Annotated in this window: 20 protein-coding genes and 3 pseudogenes; 12 read left to right on the forward strand and 11 right to left on the reverse strand. The window is 38.0% G+C overall.

Going from position 1 to position 23242, the window contains the following annotated elements:
• Positions 1 to 172 precede the first annotated feature (172 nt).
• The 5 genes and pseudogenes from M1E96_RS00550 (at position 173) to M1E96_RS00570 (ending at position 5704) form a co-directional block, all read left to right on the forward strand.
• Positions 173 to 3199, forward strand: a complete 3027-nt coding sequence (locus tag M1E96_RS00550; RefSeq protein ID WP_369427325.1) for a Tn3 family transposase — start codon at positions 173 to 175, stop codon at positions 3197 to 3199.
• Between the two features lie 149 nt (positions 3200 to 3348).
• Positions 3349 to 4053, forward strand: a complete 705-nt coding sequence (locus tag M1E96_RS00555; protein WP_121875320.1) for an IS6 family transposase — start codon at positions 3349 to 3351, stop codon at positions 4051 to 4053.
• A 32-nt stretch (positions 4054 to 4085) separates the two neighbouring features.
• A pseudogene (locus M1E96_RS00560) lies at positions 4086 to 4616 on the forward strand (recombinase family protein); the annotation flags it as partial.
• Positions 4617 to 4625: 9 nt separating this feature from the next.
• Positions 4626 to 5431 (forward strand): IS5 family transposase gene (locus M1E96_RS00565; RefSeq protein ID WP_369427326.1). Its coding sequence is split into 2 segments (ribosomal slippage): positions 4626 to 4976 and positions 4979 to 5431, totalling 804 coding nucleotides; the frame shifts between segments, so codons are not numbered across the junction.
• A gap of 132 nt (positions 5432 to 5563) precedes the next feature.
• Positions 5564 to 5704, forward strand: coding sequence for a hypothetical protein (locus M1E96_RS00570; RefSeq protein ID WP_163761883.1), 141 nt, complete (start codon positions 5564 to 5566; stop codon positions 5702 to 5704).
• Between the two features lie 139 nt (positions 5705 to 5843).
• Here the strand turns inward: M1E96_RS00570 and M1E96_RS00575 are convergent, their stop codons facing one another.
• From M1E96_RS00575 to M1E96_RS00595, 5 genes are all read right to left on the reverse strand, one after another.
• A complete protein-coding gene (locus tag M1E96_RS00575; protein WP_318559261.1) occupies positions 5844 to 7082 on the reverse strand; it encodes a hypothetical protein in 1239 nt (412 codons plus the stop codon).
• A complete protein-coding gene (locus tag M1E96_RS00580) occupies positions 7082 to 9487 on the reverse strand; it encodes a TcfC E-set like domain-containing protein (RefSeq protein WP_163761885.1) in 2406 nt (801 codons plus the stop codon). The genes M1E96_RS00575 and M1E96_RS00580 overlap by 1 nt, the downstream gene beginning before the upstream one ends.
• Before the next feature lie 76 nt (positions 9488 to 9563).
• Positions 9564 to 10085: a CS1 type fimbrial major subunit gene (locus M1E96_RS00585; protein ID WP_369427327.1), complete on the reverse strand. Its 522-nt coding sequence runs from the start codon at positions 10083 to 10085 to the stop codon at positions 9564 to 9566.
• An 88-nt stretch (positions 10086 to 10173) separates the two neighbouring features.
• A complete protein-coding gene (locus M1E96_RS00590; protein ID WP_163761887.1) occupies positions 10174 to 10920 on the reverse strand; it encodes a hypothetical protein in 747 nt (248 codons plus the stop codon).
• Positions 10921 to 11043: 123 nt separating this feature from the next.
• Positions 11044 to 11346, reverse strand: coding sequence for a helix-turn-helix domain-containing protein (locus tag M1E96_RS00595; protein WP_163762230.1), 303 nt, complete (start codon positions 11344 to 11346; stop codon positions 11044 to 11046).
• 695 nt (positions 11347 to 12041) lie between these two features.
• Between M1E96_RS00595 and M1E96_RS00600 the strand changes: the two are divergent.
• Positions 12042 to 12271, forward strand: a pseudogene (locus tag M1E96_RS00600) (PAAR domain-containing protein).
• A 56-nt stretch (positions 12272 to 12327) separates the two neighbouring features.
• A pseudogene (locus tag M1E96_RS00605) lies at positions 12328 to 13191 on the forward strand (IS3 family transposase); the annotation flags it as partial.
• Between the two features lie 228 nt (positions 13192 to 13419).
• Here M1E96_RS00605 and M1E96_RS00610 read toward each other — a convergent pair.
• Positions 13420 to 14055, reverse strand: coding sequence for a recombinase family protein (locus M1E96_RS00610; protein WP_163761889.1), 636 nt, complete (start codon positions 14053 to 14055; stop codon positions 13420 to 13422).
• A 194-nt stretch (positions 14056 to 14249) separates the two neighbouring features.
• Here M1E96_RS00610 and M1E96_RS00615 point away from each other — a divergent pair, with 194 nt between their 5' ends.
• From M1E96_RS00615 to M1E96_RS00635, 5 genes are all read left to right on the forward strand, one after another.
• Complete coding sequence (locus M1E96_RS00615; protein WP_123382784.1) at positions 14250 to 14516, forward strand: DUF1778 domain-containing protein; 267 nt, start codon at positions 14250 to 14252, stop codon at positions 14514 to 14516.
• Positions 14516 to 14995 carry a GNAT family N-acetyltransferase gene (locus M1E96_RS00620; RefSeq protein WP_163761890.1) on the forward strand — a complete coding sequence of 160 codons (480 nt, stop codon included), beginning with the start codon at positions 14516 to 14518 and terminating at the stop codon, positions 14993 to 14995. Before M1E96_RS00615 ends, M1E96_RS00620 begins: the two co-directional genes overlap by 1 nt.
• A gap of 117 nt (positions 14996 to 15112) precedes the next feature.
• On the forward strand, positions 15113 to 16597 hold the full coding sequence (locus tag M1E96_RS00625; RefSeq protein WP_163761891.1) for a DNA/RNA helicase domain-containing protein: 1485 nt from the start codon (positions 15113 to 15115) through the stop codon (positions 16595 to 16597).
• Between the two features lie 106 nt (positions 16598 to 16703).
• Positions 16704 to 17408: an IS6 family transposase gene (locus M1E96_RS00630; protein ID WP_121875320.1), complete on the forward strand. Its 705-nt coding sequence runs from the start codon at positions 16704 to 16706 to the stop codon at positions 17406 to 17408.
• A gap of 31 nt (positions 17409 to 17439) precedes the next feature.
• Positions 17440 to 18000 (forward strand): RBBP9/YdeN family alpha/beta hydrolase, encoded by a 561-nt coding sequence (locus M1E96_RS00635; RefSeq protein ID WP_369427512.1) that lies wholly within the window; start codon positions 17440 to 17442, stop codon positions 17998 to 18000.
• A gap of 172 nt (positions 18001 to 18172) precedes the next feature.
• On the opposite strand, the gene M1E96_RS00640 is transcribed toward M1E96_RS00635, so the two are convergent.
• The 5 genes from M1E96_RS00640 to M1E96_RS00660 form a co-directional block, all read right to left on the reverse strand.
• Positions 18173 to 18580: a type II toxin-antitoxin system HicB family antitoxin gene (locus M1E96_RS00640; protein ID WP_140186906.1), complete on the reverse strand. Its 408-nt coding sequence runs from the start codon at positions 18578 to 18580 to the stop codon at positions 18173 to 18175.
• Positions 18581 to 18660: 80 nt separating this feature from the next.
• Positions 18661 to 18849 (reverse strand): type II toxin-antitoxin system HicA family toxin, encoded by a 189-nt coding sequence (locus M1E96_RS00645; RefSeq protein WP_070929546.1) that lies wholly within the window; start codon positions 18847 to 18849, stop codon positions 18661 to 18663.
• A 180-nt stretch (positions 18850 to 19029) separates the two neighbouring features.
• Positions 19030 to 20406, reverse strand: coding sequence for an amidohydrolase family protein (locus M1E96_RS00650; protein WP_070929545.1), 1377 nt, complete (start codon positions 20404 to 20406; stop codon positions 19030 to 19032).
• 197 nt (positions 20407 to 20603) lie between these two features.
• Complete coding sequence (locus tag M1E96_RS00655; protein WP_070929544.1) at positions 20604 to 21554, reverse strand: carbamate kinase family protein; 951 nt, start codon at positions 21552 to 21554, stop codon at positions 20604 to 20606.
• 71 nt (positions 21555 to 21625) lie between these two features.
• A complete protein-coding gene (locus M1E96_RS00660; RefSeq protein WP_140181196.1) occupies positions 21626 to 23188 on the reverse strand; it encodes a xanthine permease in 1563 nt (520 codons plus the stop codon).
• Positions 23189 to 23242: the final 54 nt, after the last annotated feature.

The raw sequence follows: 23242 nt of genomic DNA on the forward strand, positions 1-23242 counted from the left end.
GCACTATACATTAGTGTTGTTATTTCGGTGCATTATACATCTGTTTTTCATACTTACTACACTGGATTTCACTTAGTGTAGTTAAGGTAGACTTAAATTGCACTTCTGTATCGATTACGCGCGCATTCATTATATGATGTTGTTTATTTTTAGAGGATAGAACATAACCACAATGAAAGAGATTAAATCAGGCCGTATTCAAATTTTGACTGAACAGGAAATTCATGAGCTCTATTCTCGTCCAATATTTAATCAAATTGAGCGTGAAGAATATTTTTCATTAGATCCGAGTATCAAAAAAATCCTCGCTAAAATGGGAAAAATTGAAACGAAAATATATTTAACTCTTCTGATCGGTTATTTTCGCGCTAAGCCTGTTGTTGCTCAATTTAAGCTACGAGAGGTTAAACACGATGTTGACTACATTTATGCGACTCATTTTCCAAATAGAAAACCGAAATACCCCTTTATTGCTAAAAGTACTCGTGCAACATTGATAGCGAAAATGTATGAAATACTCGGTTTTTCGCGGCTATTAAAGCGAGATAAACAAGCTTTGATAGAGCGCTTAAATGATGTCGCAACAATCTGCACATATCCCAAATATATTTTTGATGAATGCCTCGCTTTTTTAGGTCAAAACAGAATTGGATTAGTGGGTTATTCCACTTTGCAAAATATGGTCACCACGATTTTAGCTAATGAGAGGCATCGAACCGAGTTGATCCTGTCAAATAGCGTGCCACCAATAATACATAAAAAATTAAAGAAGATACTGCATACAAAAGGAGTATTAAATAGTCTATCTGGTCAACAAGGCGCAGCTAAAGATTTTACACCTACAGAGCTCGCAAGTGAAATTGAAACGCATAACACCATAAAAAGTGTGTATCCCGACGTAAAACGTCTTGTTGGTGAATTGAGATTATCATTAGGTAACTTAAGCTATTATGCATCGATTATTCAACATCAATCGATTTATAAAATTCGTCGATTTTCCGAATGGCAAGGCATGTTATATCTGGTTTGTTATCTATTTTTTCGCTATCAAGAAACTAATGATAAATTGGTAACAGCTTTTTTGTATGTGACGAGAAAGCAAAGGGAAGCTGCGAGTGCTTCAGCTAAGTTACGCATTGCAGAAGAACTGGAAATTATTCGTGAAAAGTTAATGCATGCGGGTAATATTTTACACCTCTTTGTTGATGAAACCGTCAGTGACAATACGCAATTTGGTGATATTCGCCAAAATGCATTTACAATGATCTCTAAAGATGAAATTCAGTTAATAAGTCAACATCTTAATAAGAATAATTTTGATAAAACCCATTATGAGTGGCTATACATTGATACACAATACAGAAAAATTGCGAATACGATGAGATCACTTTTTCTCGCTATTGATATCGAATGCGAACCAGGATTACACCTGCTGTCTTCCCAATTATTAACAGCAAAATTAGAACTTCAAAAAGATAAGCACATTTCTACCGTCGATCAGCGATTACTGTTAAAAAACGATAAACCTTTTATCTTGATAGATGAACAGGTTAATACTCAACGATTTGAATACTATTTATACCAAAAAGTAGCTAGGATGATTGAGAGTAACCATATTTACATCAATGAAAGCGCTAATAACAAGCGTTTAGCCGATGATTTGATTTCAGCCGCCGAGTGGAAAAAAAGCCATGTCATCATTCAAAAAACAGGGTTAACTCGGCTCAATACGCCAATAGAACAAACGCTTTCGGAATTAACGCAAAAATTGAGCGATCAAATAGAGCGTATTGGTCGTAATATCCATGATGGAGCCAATGATTTCGTGACACTTCAACCGCGTTCAAATCAGTTAACATGGAAACTGGCGAATAAACGCTGGAAAGATGATATTGATAATCCCATATATAACCAGCTCCAACATATGGGGATCATTGAAATTATGGACTATGTTCATCAAAAAACGGGTTACTTAGATGCATTCAAAAATATCGCCTCAAAAAAGAAAAACACTAAGGCCAAAGAGGGCGATTTACTTGCTTGCATATTTGGAAATGGCTCAAACTATGGTGTTCATCATATGTCATCAATATCAGATAGAGCCATCGGTGTGCTTAGAGCCGTCAATGATGGGTATATTAGACCTGAAACAACGAGTGAAGCTAATGATATGATATCTGATGCTTTAGCAAAACTCCCCATTTTCAAATATTATACGATTAACGAAAGTACCCCATTTAGTAGCATTGATGGCCAAAAACATGGTTGCCGAATCAATACATTTAAAGCCCGTTTTTCTGCCAAATACTTCCGAAAAGGGAAAGGTGTATCGGCACTCACATTAGTTTCAAATCATGTACCAATAAACACGAAAGTGATTTCAGCCAATGAATATGAGGCCCACCACGCATTCGATTTACTCTATAATAATACCAGTCATATTCAGCCCAAAACATTAGCAACAGATACGCATGGCGTTAACAACGTAAATTTTGCTATCCTTGATCTTTTTGGATATCAGTTTGCCCCGCGATATGCAAAATTTAAACACGTTTTTAATGAATTGTTTGACATAGAATATGATGAGATCCTTTCCCTGAAACTTAAAAAATCGCTCAATTTATCACTCATTCAGGAAGAGTGGGAAAATATTCAATGGATAATTTGTTCATTAAGCCGTAAAACGACAACACAAAGCACGGTGATTACTAAGCTTTCTAACAGTAAGAAAAACAATCGCACCTTAGCGGCTCTTCGTGAATATGACCGATTAATTAAGTGCTTATACGTTCTCGATTATGTTGATAACAAAATGCTCAGGCAGTTCGTCCAGCAAGCACTTAATCGGGGTGAAGCTTACCATCAATTACGGCGTGCAATCGCGTCAATTAATGGTAATCAATTTAGAGGTGGTGATGATTACCAGATAGAACAATGGAATGATTGTGCTCGTATCATCGCTAACTGCATTATTTATTATAATTCTGCATTATTATCCAGTTTGATTGAAAAATTTTCGCGTGAAAATAATCAAGAAGCGGTCAATATGATAGCTGAGTTATCGCCTGTTGCATGGCAGCATATACAGTTAGCTGGTAATTACACCTTTGGCCTTAAAAAAGATAATATTGTACTGGAAAGATTACTGGAGAATTTAGATCCTCTCATTTCAGAAGAGTCATTAAGCTTAGCGGCATAGTCTATTTATATTATTAAATTACATATCGTCTGTAGCCCTTGATACCAAAGGGCTACGAGTAAACTTTGGACTTTTCGATGAAAGGCACTGTTGCAAAGTTTAAGTAGCCGGTATGCTAAATTAACTATTTCATTAATGAGGTCCGTTTGGTGAATGCATTTAAAGGTCGTCATTTCACTGGTATTATCATTCTTTGGGCTGTACGTTGGTACTGCAAATACGGTATCAGTTACCGAGAACTTCAGGAAATGTTGGCTGAGCGCGGTGTAAATGTAGATCACACGACAATCTATCGCTGGGTTCAACGTTATGCACCAGAAATAGAAAAGCGGTTACGTTGGTATTGGTGTAATCCCTCCGACCTCAACAATTGGCATTTAGACGAAACTTATATCAAAGTGAATGGGAAATGGACGTACCTTTACCGAGCTGTCGATAGCCGAGGGTACACCATTGAATTTTATCTCTCGCCTCGTCGTAATACCAAGGCAGCTTATCGATTTTTAAGAAAAATATTCAATCGCGTTAAAAAATGGCAAATCCCCAGGGTTATCAATACAGATAAAGCCGCATCTTATGGCCGAGCGCTTAACCTTCTCAAAGAAGAAGGAAAATGCCCTACACATGTAGAACATCGACAAATCAAATTTCACAATAATGTCATTGAATGTGATCATGGAAAATTGAAGCGCGTGATAAATCCCACCTTAGGGTTTAAATCAATTAAAACAGCACATGCGACCATTAAAGGAATTGAGGTGATGCGTGCGCTTCGCAAAGGTCAAGCAGAACATTTTTACTATGGCCAACCGTTAGGAGAAGTGCGCCTCGTGAATAGAGTATTCGGACTTTAATCCACTTTGAGCGGAAAAGCTCAGCTTCACGATTCTATTTGCAACAGAGCCAAAATGAATCAGGTTCACGTTTAGATCGCCCAGAGTTGTTTCGGCTTCTTAAGGATTGTCAAACTCAAGATATTTTATTAATTGAAGATGTTGACCGGCTCTCTAGGTTAACTATGGATGATTGGAATAAATTGAAAAAAATGATCCACCAAAAAGATATCCGTGTCATGGCTATTAATGTACCGACAACTTGGCTATCTGCAAATATGAATGATTTTGATAGTCGACTGTTTGCCTCTATTAACGATATGTTACTTGATATGTTAGCCGCAGTTGCACGACGTGATTATGAGCAACGTCGTGAAAGACAAAAACAGGGAATAGAAAAAGCTAAAAAAGAAGGAAAATATAAAGGCCGTCAGGTAAATCAAAATCGATATGATGCAATCAACCGTTTACTAGATAGCGGCCACTCATGGAGCCAAGTTCAAAAAGTTTTAGGCTGTAGCAGAGGTACTATAAGAACCTATCCCAAAAGGAATTGTCAGATAATACATAATGATAATTTCTGAGGGCGAAGCGTGACGGGCAACAAGTGGCAGATCAGTGATGGACTCTGGGAGAAAATGGCTCCACTGATTCCGGAGCATAAAACTCACCATCCTCTGGGTACTCACCGCAAGCGGGTTGATAATCGCGCTGCAATGAACGCCATCTTCTTCGTACTCAGGACGGGTTGCCAGTGGAATGCGCTGAATGCCACCGGTATATGCTCGTCAAGCTCTGCTCACCGACGATTTCAGGAGTGGCGGGATGCTGGCGTATTTGAACGCTTCTGGCAAAAAGGGTTGCTTGCCAGCGAACAGTTGGACGCTATTGACTGGTCGTGGCTGTCGATTGATGGTTGTATGACAAAATCCCCCCTGGCAGGCTCAAAAAAACAGGCCGGAACCCTACAGACCGTGGGAAACAGGGCGTAAAGCGCAGTCTGATGACTGACGCGAATGGGCTTCCGCTTGCACTGGTTGTAGCCGGAGCAAATACGCACGACATAAAGCTGGTTGCGGATACGCTCGATGCCCTCCAGACGGGCAGACCATGCAAGAGGCTCCGGTTGTGCATGGACAAAGGGTATGAAGCGGAATGGTTGGGATCGTATCTGAAAAGTCGTCGCTATGAACCTCATATCCAGTCACGGAAGGATGAGTCAGAAGCCATCAAAAACACGGATTTTAAGGCTCACCGTTGGGTTGTAGAGAGAACACACAGTTGGATGAATCGCTACCGTCGTGTCCTGACTCGTTGGGAGAAGAAAGTCGAGAATTATGAGGCGATGCTGCATTTTGCCTGTGGTGTCATTGTCTGGAATAAAAACCTATTGGGATAGGCTCTAAGTCGAGCAATTAAACAGCCTATTTAAAGAAAGTAAAAATTGAATTTATAATGAGCATAGACGTATGCCAATACATTAAATTTGTATAATCATCATTTAGGTATTTTAAAAAGAAAGGGGTTTAAAATGAGTATTTTTAGTAAAATCAAAAAAATAGAAAACAAACATAGTATAAAAATACACGAAGGCGAAAATTTTAAGCAAGCGTTGTACAATGGACATATAAGTGATACTGATGATCATATAATCAATATAAAAAAGCGTTAATCACATTGATATAGATACTGTAATTATATATTTTAGAGCGTTGTATGTTTTCCCTATAGATTTTTTCGATAAAATATAAAAAATGGTCACTTTATAAAATAATATAAAGTGACCATCTGTTCAAAATAAAAAAATATCTTTACATCCCATAAATATTGGGATCGAAAATAACAGTAACAACCCCTCGATATGTATCAGGTCGAGTCATTAACATTGTATCGACATTTCGCTGATTAATTAAAAAATCAATACTACCGTTACGATTACTCCCTATATGTTGTGATATAAAGATATTCGAATTATCTTTTTGAATAGACATAGGAGCATGAATCACACGATTATTTGTTTGTTGGCTAATAATATTATCAGGCAATGTTAAATAAGATTGAATAGGTACAAGCTGTTCATTTTTATCACTTTTCAATGCACAATTCTCACCTATCTCATACTCACATTGCAAATAAACAGTAAAAGCGCCACTAGAGGATAATTGAAAATTACTTTTAGCTGTCATTTCAGGTGTGATCCTACTAACCATCCAACGCTCCCAGTTATTTCTTCCTTGCTCTTGTGTACATACTTTACCATTTTTGCAGGGTTCCAATGCTAGAATACGATCATCAGGAGATGTTTTGACAATTAAGTCATGATTAACTATGAGTCTAAGATTAATATCAACAATTCTATCACTGGCCAGATAATTATCACCAAAATCAAAATCACCACCGGGTCCAACGCTAAAAGAAATTTTACCGTCATATATACCAGAACCAACAGTTAAAAGAGAATCTTTGGCTTTTAATGAATAGCCGATGCTCATCTGGCGAAAGAGTGCTGGTTCATCTCTGTCTATTGTGCTAATTTTATAACATGGATTAGTATTATCGAGAGTTTTCCACATAAACTCATAATAACCCGAATTACCCCAACCAACTCCGCCATACCCACACCCCTGTCCATCAGGAGTATACACAAAGGAACCACCAATCCAATTTTGTTGTCCTATGTTACGTTCATATCGCGCAGAAAAATTTGTTATTCTAAATTTGACATCAAACGGTTCTCCAGTACTATGATTTCTAACAGTAATAATTTTCTCTGTTTTTGGAAAATTAAAGTATGCTCCTTGCCGTGGTTCATTGTTCGCCTTTATCGGGTACGAAATTTTTGTAGATAACGGTAAATTAATACTGATTTCTGAAGGGCATTGTTGTGGCCATGAATTACAGTATCCCTCCTGAGGGGTCATATTAGTAAATACAACAGTATCATTGTTAATGCTCGGCTCAATTTTTGCGATTAAGTCAATAGTTGCGGACGGAGCAATAAAGCTGCTTATCAACAAAAATAGTCCTAGTATATAATAAGGATAATGCATTATGCTCCTCCAATAGGTTGACAATGAATAGTCGAATAAAACTGAACATTATTAGACGGTTCCTCAGGAAGAGTGCAAGATAATGTAGGTGATAAATCCTTATCTAACACCGTTAGTGTTTTATTATTTTCTCCCATTTCCAATGTTAGAACTCCATCTGCATTAATTACACCACGCGCTATATCACTATCGACTTGGCGATGTTTTAATATTTGACCATGGCTATCTTGTAAAACACCGATGAGTACTGTTGCTTTAACTGCTTTTAATTTTAAATACTTCACACTACCTCGATTCATTTGTACATATTCACTACTAGGAAAAACCTTCGCATTACTATTTCCTGCACTATAAAACTGAATACTTTCTTTTTTCCATAAGGCTGCGGGTATAACATTTCTCCCTGGATATAATTTGGTATCAGTGAGACTATCTGATGCCATTATATTTAAACTGGGATTATCAGACTCTAAGTCAACAATAAATGCAGAATCCATTCCCACGCCATTAGAACCGCTATCTATAGCAATTTTACCGCCTCCAAAAGCAAGAGTCTGGCTTAAGTTAATCCCAGATGTAGTACTATGTTCTTGTATATTATGCTGAGTATAAAAGTCACTACTAAGAGAACGAGTTTCTATCGCACCATTCCCATTAATTGATACGCGCCCTGCATTTTCAGAAACCCCCGCCCCCAACCATTTAAAATTGTTGTTATCTTGTGGCTTCCATTGATAATCTAGGCTTGAATAATTATTTTTATCGTTCATTCCAATATTCATAGATAAGATCTGTGATTCTCGAGGAGCTAAAGAAAAGCTTACCCCTATCGTGATGCCTTGCTCTCTTTTCTCTTGATTAAAACCAGGTCTATCATAAGCACTCAACCGAAAACTCACATTTCTATCTGCTAAGGTTGTATTTTTATTTATTGCAGCATCAATACCAAATCCTTCTCTTGAAGAGCTTTTTGTATACTGTCCATTTAATGTCAATGAACTTGACCATGGTAATTTAGTATATAAGGAAGTCCCCCATGTATTGCCAACGTAACGATCAGATCTGAACTGATTGTTTGAATCATTAGATGTATGTCGCCAAAAAGAACTCATCGAACCTCCTGCGAACAGATTTCGATAATAACGAAGATCTATACTTTGATTCTTTTGACGTTCGCCATCTCTGATAATATATTGACCATAAAAACTATTATTTGGCGATATATTGATATCGGTCCGAGCACTAATTTGGTTTTCAAGTTTTGTTTTTTGTATACTACTACCTAGTACAACTCTAGGAGTTAAAAGATAATCAACTGCCCCTCCCCCCATAATAGAAGAATCATTATCTTGCTTTTTATGATCACCAAATGTTAGGTCCTGCTTTATTCCTCCCCATACATTAACTCGCCACTTTTGAGTTGGATTTCGCCAACCTAATGGTTTGTATATCTGTGATAGTTGTGTATCTACAATTTTCCCATTTTCCAAAATATTAATCGTGATGTCATAAATGCCGCTAGGCAAACGTCGAGTATCTAATGCTTGAACTCCCGATTGAAGCTGCTGTGAATAAATAAGCTTGCCATCACGCCAAATTTCAGCAACAGCAGGGTTTGCTGCCGTAACATAAATAGGAGACGCACTAACGCTTTCCTCATTTACAAGTAAAGTATTTGATGTTCCCCACATAACTCCCGTAACAGAACCAGTGCTAAATCCATTTGTTTCTACATTTCCTTTATCACTATCAGGAGAAAATAGCCCAAATCTAAAAAAATCACCTTGTAACTCTTTTTGAGTATAAAGCTCATAGATATTAGTTTCTTGAGATTGATTTCTTTGACTTGAACTATACGTTTGGAATGATACTTTCTGTGTCCAACCTAATAAAGATGAAACAACAGAAGAATTCAAATTCCATGCATGAGAATCACCTGTTGAAACAGCAGATACATTATTATGCATAATAACGCCATTTGATACAGTTTGAGGTAACGAGATATAAGCATTGTTAGTCTTTTGTATCTCATATTTTGATGTATATAACTTTAACGCAGATGTATCTAAACGATAATCTGCCGACATTAATCCATTTGGACAATTTTTATTGCACTCACCTAAAGATATACCTTTAGTTAAGGCTATTTTCCATTCATCTTTAACAGCTTGGTCGAAAGAGTTTTCCTCATCAAAAATTTGAATAAGACTGATCTCTCCATCTTCGTTAAGCAAAAATGAACCATCAAATAATGGTAGGTCATTAAGATAAACTTGAACCATAACTTCAGAGTTATAAAAATAATTTCTAAAGTCATTAGGTATTTTTATAGAATTATTCGCTAAAAGAATGTCTGAACCAATAGCAATACTAGGAATAAGAAGTAAAGGGAGTAATACTTTCATCAGGGAATTATCCGTACATGCCTGCCATATAAATGGCAGGCATTATTAAATAAAAAGCATCAGTTGATTTTAAAAATTAATTATCTGATGGCGGTGTGACAACTAAAGCGGGTTCAAAGACCATAGAAACTTGCCCTGTAAATGAACCTGCTTCCGTTAACTCCTTATTCTCTTTTTGAGTAATACGAAGGTCAGTACGACCACCTGCTTTTGCTTGATCTGCAGCAACAACAGTCACGGCTTCATTACTTAATTTAACACCATTAAATGTCACAGCTAATGGAATAATCTCTGACCCATTAGATAAAAGAGGATCACCCTTTGCATCTGTATTAGTTAATGTTGCCTGAATACCACCAGATGTATTTTTGTATTGAAATTGCTTTGAAAAAGCTTGCAATTTCTTGGTACCTAAATCATAAACCATTTCTTGAGTTTGATTAATCCAACCACTCTCAACAGGGATAACCTGAAAAGTCTCAGCTGGGATTGTCGCTGATAATTCAATCGTATAGCTTTGCTCATCGGCTGCATTTGCAAACATAGAAGCAAAAGTAGCACCAGATAACAAAGTAACCATCAATGATTTTTTTAACATTTAAATAACCTTATATAAAATATAAACAACATATAAACAACATTATAACTAAATTATAAATTTCAAAGATTAAACCTATTTGATGATATTAATAATTTAGTAATTTCTTTTTACTACCTTCAACTAAGGTAAAACTAATCTTACTTTCTGATTTATTTTCTAAATTGAAGGTTTTTCCAGGTAAAATGAATTGTCGAGTTGATATATCACAATCAATAGAATTCAAGTTACAATACCGAATATCTTCTAAAACAATAGTAGCATTACCATCATTTATCACTTTAATATGACCATTACTTTTATTAATAACAGTATTAAAAATAGGATCTCTGGGCTGAACTATCACAATACTTCCATAGCCTGTTAAAACATTTACTCCAACATCTAATGCTTCTTTTTTATATTTTTCAATTGCATCTTTATTCATTTCAAATCCATCATTTTCCTGAGGAAGGACAGGAGTAAATCGAACTCTAAAATAGCGTTCTTTTTCTCTTTCTCCAGGCCAAATCATTCTAACAGATTGAAATCCAGATGGAGGTATAATCAACCTTAAAGGAGATACAATTAATCTATCTTTTTCTAATTTATTTCCATTAATCGTTTTTTGTGATGATTCAATAGAAATTCCTTTATCTCCAGGTGTAATTTCAAGAACATCAACCCTAACAAATGCAGTAGATGTTCCTGTATTATAAACTCGCTTAGTTATATTTTTAGAATCAGGATTAAATATATCATACATACTACCAATACCAATGGAAGGTGAGGCACATACTGATGTTGTTATGCTCATTAATAACAATGTTAGAATAAAGTGAATACGCTTAAGCATACATAATCCAATTTTTATATAATAAAAAATAAAACTTTAATTAAAAATCAACATAAATAGCCAATCTAATTCATCTTAAAACTTAAAATAATCCCAGAAAAATAGATTAATGTAAAATGCAGGCTAGTTTTTTTGCGTTAATTCAGTACTGAATTGTTGTAAACTTTGATATTCAATTAAAACTTCACCGGAATCTTCATAAAATACTTCAATAATTAAATCAAGTAACGTTTTATCAATCTCATTTAATAATTGCAGAATGATGTCGATTGAAAATGTTGCTTGTCCTCGTTCTAGTCGAGAGATGTGTTGCTGGGAAAGACCTAATTTTTGACCTAGTTTTTCCCCCGATATACCTAGTAATCTTCTATGTTTTCGAAAAAATGCACCTATGCGAACATTTATATTTAATATGTTGTATCTCATTAACATGATTCACTTGTTTTATTGAAGTAAAATATGGTTAATATCAAAACTATTGGTGCTAAAGACTAAGGTAAATTAAGAGGAGAGGGAAATAGTTTAAGACGATCAATTTTGCTGTTTATGATAGTTCATGGCTATTGATTTGATTTATATTGATCGTTATTGCCAATGATTTTTGATTTTATGTGTATTACTTTATGATTTTAAATAGATTTTTTATAAGATGTTAAGTTTCTTGGGAAATGATAACGTGAGTTACCAGATTGCGATTGAAATATTAACACACATTCTGAAACTAAATTTGACATATTACGCATTGCTGTTGTTTTTGTCGTTCGATATTAGGGTAAAAATTGGTGATTGAGTATGCGTGATGAATATTGATTTTCAGTGAAATGAACAGAGGACATCAATAAACTGTCAAAAAGACATATACATTTTGTATCAAGTGATATGATGGGCGCCCCCATAATGATTTAATATTTAAATCTTATTGCGTTAAGTTTTTTCAGAGCATAAAGTACCCAAACATGTTACTGAAATAATTTCTAAAGATTGTGAACTTGAGGATGTGCTAGATCTTGGATTTAATTTGATATCCATTTAAATATCAATGACTTGTTTTATTAGGCCGTTCTTGAAATAGCTAAGTTAGAAAAATTTGAATATTCAAATATCAGATAAATGGTGCAATGATGCGAAGTATCGTAAACGGTAGAAAATCATTTTAAAAAATGATACTACGAATACTGGAGGTAGTGCACTTACAGCTTCTTCTCTAGCCAAACAAATCCAAGGAGTCGTCTGTGTGGGCGACTCGGTTTATTGCCCTTCATGTAAAAAAATAGATATTATCGTTGAAGGTGATAGTTTGATGAAAATTAATGGTATCCCTGTCACATTAGAAGTGAAGTGGCATAGTTAATTTGGCCACCTGACTAGAGGTGATATTCTTGCCTCAATAACATCACAGGTGAGCACATGGTTAAGCAATATTCAGCAGAGTTTAAACTCGAAGCCGCTAAAATGGTGGTTGACCATCATTACTCCGTGGCTAAAGCCGCACAGGCAATGGGCGTAAGCCTTGCCGCACTTAATCGTTGGGTTAAAAAACTGAAATTAGAACGACAAGGTAAAACACCGACGGGACTTCCGCTTACCCCCGAACAGATTGAGCTTCGAGAGATGAAAAAAAAAGATACAACGTCTTGAAATGGAAAACGAAATTCTAAAAAAGGCTACGGCGCTCTTAATGTCGGACTCACTGAAGGATTCGCGATAATTGACAAACTAAGAGCGCATTACCCCGTTACAACGCTCTGCCAACTTTTTGAGCGTCATCGCAGTAGCTATCGCCATTGGCATCATCGAATGAAGAATGCCGTACCGAATGGAGTGCGAGCGATTAAACGGAGCGTAGTCAAAGACGCTTGGAACTTAAGTGGAGGCTCTGCGGGCGCAAGGACGATTGCGACGATAGTGACAACGCAGTACGGTGTAAAAATGAGCCGTTATCTTGCCGGTAAGCTAATGAAAAAGCTTGATATTATGAGTTGCCAACATATGAAGCATCGTTATAAACGCGGGACAAAAGAACATGTCGACATCCCTAATTTACTCGACCGCCAATTTGCCGTCACCGCCCCCAATCAAGTGTGGTGCGGCGATGTGACGTATATTTGGACAGGAAAACGATGGGCGTATCTCGCTGTTGTGTTAGACCTTTTTGCACGGAAACCTGTTGGTTGGGCACTCTCCACGTCCCCCGACACCACGTTGACCTTAAAAGCTCTGCAAATGGCTTGGGAAATGCGCGGTCAACCAAAAGGACTGATGTTTCATAGTTACAAACTGCAGCCTAGGAGCAGTGTGCCTATAATTAGGCTTTTAGGTCATAATTTAAACGAATGACTGTTCTCATGGTTAATCAACGAATAAATAATCAGAATTTAATAAAAACATAGCACCCAATACACTCGATTCGTACGTTACTTCATTGATTGAGATTCCTAACCATCAAGTGACATAAACTGCGCCCCCCTTATTAATAACAGAAAATGAAATAGATTGTCTTTATGATTTCTGTTTGTCATTTAACTGAATACGGCACACTTGAGAACGACTATAGCCAGTCGCTTCAGCGGTTTCACGAATACTCAGTCCCTTGATTTTTCGATAATAAATCACCTTATCATGACGCTCTTTATCCGCCTGCTTTCCTTTGTATTTACCTAATGATTGTGCGCGTTGAATACCTTGTTTTTGGCGTTCGCGACGGCTAATCCAATCTTTGTGGGACATGGCGGCCATTAAATCAATTAACATGGTGTTAATGGCCGAAAGGACGGCTTGAGTGATAGGATCATTCTGTGTCAGATCTTGATTATTTAGAGCTTGCCAAGATGTCGGAATATCGAGACTCACAATACGCAACTCATGGTGTTCAATTTGTTTTTTCAGTTTTAACCAATCGATGTTATTTAATCGAGTTAGTCGATCAATTTGCTCAACGAGCAAAATATCCCCCTGTTGACTGTCACTGAGTAAACGAGAGAGTTCGGGGCGTTCTAATTTTGTTCCACTGATGTGTTCGCGATAATAATTCGCAATTCGGCCACCTCGTTCTTCAACAAAGTCATTTAGCATCTTTTTTGCTCTATCTGCATATTGATCTTCAGAGGAGGCTCGAAGGTAAGCACGGATGAACATATTTTCACCTATCTATCGCATTTAAGTTATCCCATAAAAAGTATCGCATATAGGTTGTTGCATTGATAGTGATTTGATACATTTTAGATTGTCGCTTTGGGGTATACCTATATGCAATATGTGAATGTGTTGACAATAGATATACGTCAGGATATTGTATATTTATTGTGTATGTGTATATAGGAGTTACTGTCATGCGTAATGCTGCAATTAATCTTCGGGCTTTACCTGAACAACGAGACTTAATCGATGAAGCTGCTAGTCTTCTTGGTAAGAACCGATCTGATTTTATGCTTGAAGTCGCTTGTGAAAGAGCGCAAGCAATATTACTAGACCAAGTTTTTTTTCAATTAGATAATGAAAAATTTCAGCAATTTAATTTATTACTTGATGCTCCAGTTAATAGCAACCCTGGTCTAGATCGTTTAATGTCAATAGAAACACCATGGAAGGAAATATAGTGAATCTGCAACTATTAGCTCCTAAACCATTATCATCATCTCATAGACTGGATGATTTTTTTTGTGGTGAATCATCTTTAGATGATTGGCTAAAGCGTCGGGCTCTATCTAACCATTTGAATGGAGCCAGTCGAACCTTTGTTATTGCAGATTCATATCAACATGTTTGGGGTTATTATGCATTAGCGACTGGAGCAATTTCACATAATGAAGCTACAGGACGGGTTCGTCGAAATATGCCTGAGCCAATTCCAGTTATTGTTCTTGGAAGATTTGCAATCGATTTACGTGCTCAGGGAAGAAAACTAGGTGCTTCGTTATTACAGGATGCTGTAATTAGAGTTAGAGCTGTTGCTGAAAATACTGGGGTTCGTGCGTTACTCGTTCATGCTTTGAATGATAAAGCAAAACAATTTTATGAATACTATGGTTTTACTGCATCCCCTATTAGCCCTATGACATTGATGCTTAGACTATAATTTAACCTATATTTTAAGCTTTATCTTTTATAAGTGGGTTCAGCGATACCTTATCATTTAGGGAAGATGGCGTATAATCATCCAAATAACCATTTTATACGGTGTAAGGAAACCCAAATGAAAGATATTAATTTAATCTCACTCACACAAGCGGCAAATACATTAAGTGAAGCTTATTTTACGCGTTATTATCAATATTATGGTATCGAGATTAAACCGGATGAAGTCGAAGTATTAAAAAACTTTGTCAAAAAGTTAGGTTATGAATGCGTTGATAAAAGAATATTTAATCATTTTTTTGTCGGTTACAAAATCCCTCAAATCAGTAAAGAGTTTGATTTACTCCGAATTGGTGACAATTATATTGTCAATATAGAACTAAAACGCGAATGTACCGAAGAAAAAATAAAAAAACAATTAATCCAAAATCGCTACTACTTGAAATTTCTCAATGAAAAAATTTTTAATTTCACCTATGAGTTATCGACAGATTCGTTATATTTTCTAAAAGATGACAACCTAAATGTAGTCGATTTTGAATTTCTGCAAGGAATATTATTAGGTCAAATCTTGAGTGAGATTAAAAATATAAATTCATTATTTAATCCTTCGAATTATTTAGTTTCACCTTTTAACTCAACGGATAAATTTTTAGACGGACAGTATTTTTTAACAGGGCAACAAAGTAATATCAAACGGGATGTGGTTGCCAGAGTTAATGCTCTTTCAGAGGAGCATTTTACAGCGGTTATTGGTAGTGCTGGAACAGGAAAAACTCTGTTAGTTTATGATATAGCTAATGACTTAAAGTCTTCAGGTAAACGAATATTGATCATTCATGGTGGAGGTTTAAATCCAGGGCAACATTATTTAAATAACCAAGGGTGGGATATTCAACCGATAAAACAGATTGAGAATATCAATGTCAATGATTACGATGTTATTTTCATAGACGAAGCGCAACGAATGAGAGCGTATCAATATGTTAACTTTATAGAAAAAATTAGACAAAGTAGTTGTAAGTGTATTTTTTCTTATGATAAATCACAAACCTTAAACCATAATGAAATAATAAATAATATCCCCGATAAAATATCATCTCTTGCTGGCGCCGTTACGTATTCGCTATCAGAAAAAATAAGAACAAATAAAGAGGTTGCTGCATTTATTCGCGGTTTTTTTAATAATAAAAAAAATGACCCTGTTTTAAATCGTGGTAATGTAAGTTTTGAATATTATGACAATATTTCAGATATGATGTTTTTTATGCTAGATTTAAAATCGAAAGAATGGGAAATATTACAATTCACTCCCCAATTGATAGGTTCAAGTACTCATCAGCGTTATTTAGATAATTCGAATCAAAAATCTCATGGTGTTATCGGGCAAGAATTTGATAATGTTGCCGTCATTGTTGATCCTTATTTTAATTATGATAAAAATGGCGATTTGACCTATACTGGTGACTCTTATTACCCTGCTAATAAAATGTTATTCCAAAACATGACCCGCACGCGCAATCAACTCAAAATCCTGATCCTCAATAATCCCGTTATCCTCGACCGTTGCTTAACGCTATTAACGCCTCCCCAATCCCAGTAAACGAATTGATTTATCGCTTTTTTCTAAAGAACGTTTTTCCGGCACTGTTGCAAAGTTTAAGTAGCCGGTATGCTAAATTAACTATTTCATTAATGAGGTCCGTTTGGTGAATGCATTTAAAGGTCGTCATTTCACTGGTATTATCATTCTTTGGGCTGTACGTTGGTACTGCAAATACGGTATCAGTTACCGAGAACTTCAGGAAATGTTGGCTGAGCGCGGTGTAAATGTAGATCACACGACAATCTATCGCTGGGTTCAACGTTATGCACCAGAAATAGAAAAGCGGTTACGTTGGTATTGGTGTAATCCCTCCGACCTCAACAATTGGCATTTAGACGAAACTTATATCAAAGTGAATGGGAAATGGACGTACCTTTACCGAGCTGTCGATAGCCGAGGGTACACCATTGAATTTTATCTCTCGCCTCGTCGTAATACCAAGGCAGCTTATCGATTTTTAAGAAAAATATTCAATCGCGTTAAAAAATGGCAAATCCCCAGGGTTATCAATACAGATAAAGCCGCATCTTATGGCCGAGCGCTTAACCTTCTCAAAGAAGAAGGAAAATGCCCTACACATGTAGAACATCGACAAATCAAATTTCACAATAATGTCATTGAATGTGATCATGGAAAATTGAAGCGCGTGATAAATCCCACCTTAGGGTTTAAATCAATTAAAACAGCACATGCGACCATTAAAGGAATTGAGGTGATGCGTGCGCTTCGCAAAGGTCAAGCAGAACATTTTTACTATGGCCAACCGTTAGGAGAAGTGCGCCTCGTGAATAGAGTATTCGGACTTTAATCCACTTTGAGCGGAAAAGCTCAGCTTCACGATTCTATTTGCAACAGAGCCTAAAAAAGTAATTATTATTCATGGCTATACGGCATCACCTGAGAAAAACTGGTTCCCTTGGTTAAAGGCACAGTTAGAACAGCAAGGGGTCGTGGTGAAGGTACCTGCAATGCCTGATCCATTATCGCCTGACCCACAACGCTGGCAGCAACATTTGCTAGATGCACAGATTGAATTGGATAAAGATACTGTTGTGATCGGCCACAGTCTTGGTTGTGTCACGTTATTGCGTTATCTCGCTAGCCAACAGCAGCAGGTAGGTGGTTATCTGCTAGTTTCTGGTTTTACCGAAGAGCAAGCAACATTGCCTGAACTAAAAGCGCACACTGATATTTCCCTCGATTATGCGAATTTAAAATCATTGTCAGATAAGCGTATTTCAATTATTTCGAGCAACGATTCGATTGTTTCACCACAATCTTCTAGAACATTAGCGACTTTGTTAGAAACAGAGGTTATTACCGTAGAAAATGCAGGGCATTTTTTAGATAGAGAAGGCTTTAGTGAATTTCCATTGATATTAAAAGTATTAAACTCTTAATTAATAACAGAGCGGGAGTGGCTCCCGCCTTGGTATTGTTTGATAGTTTACTTTTGCTGTTTGTTCATGATCCATGAACAAAGTTAACAAATGAACACATGGAAGAAGAGCAATTCCTGCTAATACTATTCAGATGTACTGCGGTATACAGAGTAGCTTCCTAACCTATTTTTTAATGATTAGCTATTTCTTTTCTCGCTAATTCAGCTAAAAATGCGGAGCGGTTTTTATAGTGCCCGCTTTGAGCAATGTATTTATCAATTGCAGTTAATAAATTATTTGGCATTGTTAAATTGAACTTAATGGCTTTTGACTCGTATTTTGCTGGATCTATTTCAACGAGCCCAAGCATACCGTTATCTTCTTTTAACCTTACATCACCGATATAAACAGCAGGGTCACGTGGTGCGGGTACGTGGCCACCATTTTCTGTTAATACTTCCATGTGTTGTGCGAAAGCAGCTTGAGCATTTTTAATTGTGTCTTCAACACTGTCACCAGCAAAAAAACATCCTTCAATATCAGGGAAGTAGCCATCGAAACCATCTTCAGTTTTAAAGATAAAGAGTGGATATATCATATTTTTCTAGCCTCTACTTGTGTTGATGAGCTTGCAGAGAAAGGAGCGGGAAAAACCACGCTTTGATCCCACTTCCTGTGTTATAGCAATTTCAATCCTGAAATTTGTTGTGCTTGTCGAATGACGCCTTTTGAAGAATCCTTTCTCGGATGAGGAACAGTGATTATTTTATCAAATCCCTCTTTGGTTAAAGTTATATGACTACCTGTTTGCCTAGCTTTAACCCACCCATCAGCGATCAGTTTCTTGATTAACTCTGCACTGCTCATCAATCCTCCATTCGTTGATGTGGGTATAGTACCTACTATTTGTTTTTGAGTCAAATTGCAGTAGGTTCTATACCTACTTTATGTGGAGTGATGGAAAATGCATAAAGCAAAACTAATATATGATATCGGGCTGATTTAAATTGCAGCTGGCGGGATTGGCTCCCGCCTTGGTAGGAGTGACTAACCTATTTTTTTATCCACAGCGCCAGAAGCTAAATAACCTTTATGGAAGCTAGCTTGCCTTGGGGAGATGCGTGCAACTGCCTCGGCGGAGCATGATGCATCGACTAATACAAAGCTTGCATCATCGCCTACCACAGGCCAAACTTGCTGACCTTTATTATTTAACGGTAGTTTATTACCCGTTGCGATAGCTAATGAACGCGATAGCGATAACTCGTCAGGGCGGGTATATAGCTGCGCATACAAATTGGCTTTTTCTAACATGTCACCTAAACCAAAAGGTGACCAATGGTCAACCACACTGTCCGTTCCAGACATTACAAATACGCCATTTTCATTGAGTGTTTTTAATGGCATATGTAACGTGCCGATTGGCACGGTGCTGGCAATGCTAATTTGTTGTTCAGCAAGGCGTTTAGCTGTTTCATCGGCTTGTTCAGGGGTTAATGTAGCGAGTGCGAATGCATGGCTGATAGTGACTTTACCTCGTAAACTGCGGTTTTTATCGACAGTATCAATCATGTATTCAATGGCTGCGCGGCCTGCTGGGCTGGTTTCATGTAAATGAATATCAACACCTTTATTATAATCCAATGCAATTTGGAACATGGTATCGAGAGATTTTTCCATCGCACCATCCACATTGGTAGGATCAAGTCCGCCCACATAATGAGCACCTGCCTGCATGGCTTCTCGCATCAGAGGTTCTGACTTGGACAATAATAAACCGTGCTGTGGAAACGCGACGATTTCACACGTGAGATCTTGTTGGTGCTCATTCAGTACGGTGATCAGCGCTTCTAAGTTTTTCAAACCTGAAACCGGTTCGATATTGCAATGGCTACGTGCAGTTGTCGATCCTTTAGATTGGATCAGTTTGATCAGCGCATGTGCACGCTCTTGAGTATAAGGTTGTAATTCAGGCAGGAGTTTTTGTTCCAGAGCGATCATATCCAGTATGGTTTTACCTTCGCGTGATCCAGGGGCTTGCCAAGGGCCGCCATAGAAGGTTTTATCCAAATGAATATGCATGTCGCGAAAAGCTGGTAACATTAATTTACCACCAGCACTATAGTAACTTAGCTCACTATTTGTATGCTGTTTATTAGGTAAGATAGCCGCTATTTTACCCTCGTTAATTTCAAGGGTTTGTAACGAAGTTTGAGTCCCAATAACCGTGTTATCACGGTAGTTAAAGCCCGTTTCCAGTAATACATCATCAAGATAATAGTGTTTATCTTTAATTGTTGATGTACTACTGGTAGGCAGTGTATTGGTTTCTGCGGCTGCGATACCAGATATAGCACCAAATAGAGTGCAAGTTGCCGCTAATTTTGCACCAGTAGTAAGGAACTCTCTTCTGTTAGATTGCATAGAAACTCCTTAATCAAGCGATGTCAGGTTACAGTGTGTAACCCGACTGGATATACTCGTCATCCTTCAAGTTGCAGGGCTTTTGCTAAGGTATAAATGACTACACTACGCTCGACGGGTCACCGTGTTGATCGATGCTCCCCACCTCTCTTCGCTTGTCGCCTACCTGCAACTCGAATTATTTAGAGTGTAAATCATTAACCTTGAATGATATGAGTACCGGTTTCGCCACGTAATGCTTGTGGTAGCTTTTCTGGCGTGGTGATGATCACACGTTTACCACCATTAGCGATGAATGACAGACTAGCCTCAATTTTTGGTAGCATACTGCCTGCTGGGAAGTGCCCTTCCTGCATATATTGCTGTATGGCCGTAGTGGTCGTTTCACCGAGTGCTTGCTGCTCAGGTTTGCCAAAGTGGATGCACACTTTTTCAACACCAGTGGTAATGATCAAGATATCAGCTTGCAGTTCTTTTGCTAACAACGTCGTCGATAAGTCTTTATCGATAACGGCATCAACACTTTGATAGCCACCATGACCGTTACTGATGACAGGGATCCCGCCGCCACCAGCGGCAATGACGACATAATCGTTGTTACTCAATGTGCGGATGGCAGCTGATTCGATAACACGTTTTGGTTCTGGAGACGCAACGACACGGCGGTAGCCACGCCCAGAGTCTTCCACAAAGTGCCAATCAGGGTTGGCTTGTTTTAGCTCTTCGGCCTGCTCTAAGCTGAAAAATGCCCCAATAGGTTTGGTGGGTGAATGGAAGTTAGGATCGTTTTTATCCACTTCCACTTGAGTCACAACTGTAACGGCTTGGCGGTGGTGGCGTGATGCCAAAGCATTCGTCAGCGCTTGTTGTATTAAATAGCCAATACCACCTTGGGTATCGGCAACGCAGTTAGCTAATGGTGTTAATGGTAAACCTTCTACTGAATGAGCGATCTCCGCACGACGTAAATCTAAACCAACTTGCGGGCCATTACCGTGAGTGAGTACGATATTGTAGTTACCTTCCAACATATCGCAGACATGAGATGCGACTTCTTGCACAGCTTTTTCTTGAGACTCAATAGACTGGCTGTTGTTATCTTTGATAATACTGTTGCCCCCGATGGCAACAACCACGAGTTCTTTCATTATTTATGTGTCCTGATACAGAGTGTCATTGTTGATGCGCTAGGCGCACCAACAATTAAAGGTTAGTGGTATTACGCTGATTTACTTATTTTTTCAGCTTTTTCAGATTGTTGTTGTTCTACAGTTTTGCCTTTATCCAAAAAATACTTCATAACAAACAAGCCCGCCATCATGAGGTAAGCGTACACAAACATCAAGGCAGATCCCTGTGCAATTCCTACCATTGGGGAGTGAATTATTCCAAAGAATACTAATAACGCACCTACAGCAGCGGCGATAGCACCACGTAGAGGTTGATTTAAGATTGCGAAGATGGCGATACAGCCCCAAAGCATACTGGCTAGCGGTGCGCCATTACCTAGATGTACCAAACCTTGATAGTAAACCCCTTTGCTGAGTAAAACATCGGTGCCAATTTGTGCAGCAGAGGTTCCTGCCGCGCCCATCATGCTATTCATCATGGTAAGGGCCCAGTTGGCTATCCAAGGGAACAAACAGATAAAGATCACAGGGACTTCAATTTTAGGTGTTTCTCGCACCACTTGGTTAGCCGTGACAACACCGATAAATACTAAGATTGGCACGATAGCGGTCATTGGAATGATGGCTAACATGAAGGCACCTAAGCCAAACAGTGGCACGATAAACATGGTGATACCAGAAGCTAATGTATAACCAATACTTGCCCCCATCGCTTTCCAACCTGCATGACCGACATACACAGTGACAGGGAATGGATTACCCATAAAACAGCCGACAGTAGATGATAAACCGTTAGCTAACATTACTTTACGAGTATTGTATTCATCGCCTGCGGCATGCGCACTTTCAATGTTCTCAAGGTCAAAAATATAGTTTGCTAAGCCTAGTGGGACGGCAGATGCAAGATAAGGCAGTGCGTGTGGTAGGCCTTGTAAGAAGCTATCAATATGAATACCTGGTGGGTTAAAGCCAAATGATGACATCGAGGATTTAATCGCTTCAGGGCTTTGTAGGCCAGAAATCCATGCTAGTGCAGTACCGGCAATGAGCAGTAATAAGCCTGTTGGAATACGGGCAAAAATAGGTTTTTTACCAAACCAGTTAATAAAAATCAGCAGTAACACAATAAATGAAACCGTTGGTGCTTCAAATGCTTGCAGCATCGGATTCATGGCAAGTAATAACAAACCCAATCCAGATAGGCAGGAAAGTAATACGGTACGCGGGATCATTTTACGAATGGTTTCGCCAAGGAATGAGCCGCCGACAAGGATCATCGATTCAACAAAACACCAAACGAGTGCAATTTGGATAGCAAACTCGGCGTTTTGGGTTGTTTGGTAGACTGGCATGATGACCAAAAAGGTCACTGTAAAGATAGACGGTGCACTGGGTCCAGATGGCAGGGCGGTAACATCATCGCGTCCGGTTTGTTTTGCCAGTTGCTGTCCAAAATAGGCATAGCTGATACTGGCGAGCAATACGGCAAAACCAAAAGCGGGGGCAATACGCCCATAAACAATCTCTTTCGGGATACCGACCACAAAGATCAGCAACCCCATCATGGTGAGTAGGTTAGTTAAGTTATTGGTCATTAGGCCAAAGTAGGCCGCCCAGTCACCACGTTTCCATTTTAGTTTCATTATACTCATGGAATGTATCCTTCAAGGAAGAGACCGCGTGTGCAGTCAAACAATTAAAAGCCC

This window comes from Providencia sp. PROV236, from assembly GCF_033676985.1.
Taxonomy (GTDB): Bacteria; Pseudomonadota; Gammaproteobacteria; order Enterobacterales; family Enterobacteriaceae; genus Providencia; species Providencia manganoxydans.